Annotated in this window: 3 tRNA genes and 2 rRNA genes; all 5 read right to left on the reverse strand. The window is 45.2% G+C overall.

From position 1 onward, the window contains the following. A 23S ribosomal RNA gene (locus OJ16_RS09835) occupies nucleotides 1-255 on the reverse strand; the annotation flags it as partial. Between the two features lie 341 nt (nucleotides 256-596). Continuing rightward, nucleotides 597-672, reverse strand: a tRNA-Val gene (locus tag OJ16_RS09840). A 33-nt stretch (nucleotides 673-705) separates the two neighbouring features. Next, nucleotides 706-781: transfer RNA gene (locus tag OJ16_RS09845), tRNA-Lys, on the reverse strand. A 4-nt stretch (nucleotides 782-785) separates the two neighbouring features. Beyond that, a tRNA-Glu gene (locus OJ16_RS09850) sits at nucleotides 786-861 on the reverse strand. Between the two features lie 101 nt (nucleotides 862-962). After that, nucleotides 963-1,239: ribosomal RNA gene (locus OJ16_RS09855) — 16S ribosomal RNA — on the reverse strand; the annotation flags it as partial.

Below are 1,239 nucleotides of genomic sequence, written 5' to 3' on the forward strand. Positions count from 1 at the left end.
TTTCGCTCGCCGCTACTTTCGGAATCTCGGCTGATTTCTCTTCCTCGGGGTACTTAGATGTTTCAGTTCCCCCGGTTCGCCTCATTAACCTATGTATTCAGTTAATGATACGTGCTTATGCACGTGGGTTTCCCCATTCAGAAATCCCAGACTCAAATGGTTGTTACTACCTAATCTGGGCTTATCGCAAGTTACTACGTCTTTCATCGCCTCTGACTGCCAAGGCATCCACCGTGTACGCTTAGTCACTTAACCATACAACCCGAAGGAGTTTCGTTAAACAACCAAGTTGTCTCTCTATTTTATGAGTGAGAGACTTTCGATTTTGCCGGACTCAATTTCGAATAATCATCATAAATGATGATATTGCCAAGAACACTTGAATGTGTTTTTTGGTGTTTACCATATAGGTAAACATTGAGAACTTTTTTTGATAACAACATAGTTGTTATCAGTCAGCTTTCCAAATTGTTAAAGAGCATATGAACCTGAAGTTACACTTCAAATACATTTTCTAAAGACTTTCGGCGTCAAAAATTCCAACCACATACATTACTGAGTGGTTTGGATTTTATATTCCAAAAATACTTAGAGAATGGTGGGCGATACCGGGCTCGAACCAGTGACCCCCTGCTTGTAAGGCAGGTGCTCTCCCAACTGAGCTAATCGCCCACTAAAAGTTTTAATTCCTTCGTGGAGAAAGAATGGTGGGCCGTGCTGGATTCGAACCAGCGACCAATTGATTAAAAGTCAACTGCTCTACCAACTGAGCTAACGGCCCTTAGTGGTATCCCGTAGGGGAGTCGAACCCCTGTTACCGCCGTGAAAGGGCGGTGTCCTAGGCCTCTAGACGAACGGGACACTAAGTTGAAACTTTTGAAACACCTTGGGGGGTGTTTCTATCTCTTAAACTTTATAAACATATCAATCTGTGTGGACACTCATCGTGAGTAATCATCGTATAAGGAGGTGATCCAGCGCCAGGTTCCCCTAGCGCTACCTTGTTACGACTTCACCCCAGTCATGAACCACAAAGTGGTGAGCGTCCTCCTCGAAAGGTTAAACTACCCACTTCTTTTGCAGCCCACTCCCATGGTGTGACGGGCGGTGTGTACAAGGCCCGGGAACGTATTCACCGTGACATTCTGATTCACGATTACTAGCGATTCCGACTTCATGGAGTCGAGTTGCAGACTCCAATCCGGACTACGACGCACTTTTTGGGATTCGCTCACCATC

This window comes from Vibrio renipiscarius (assembly GCF_000827885.1).
Taxonomy (GTDB): Bacteria; Pseudomonadota; Gammaproteobacteria; order Enterobacterales; family Vibrionaceae; genus Vibrio; species Vibrio renipiscarius.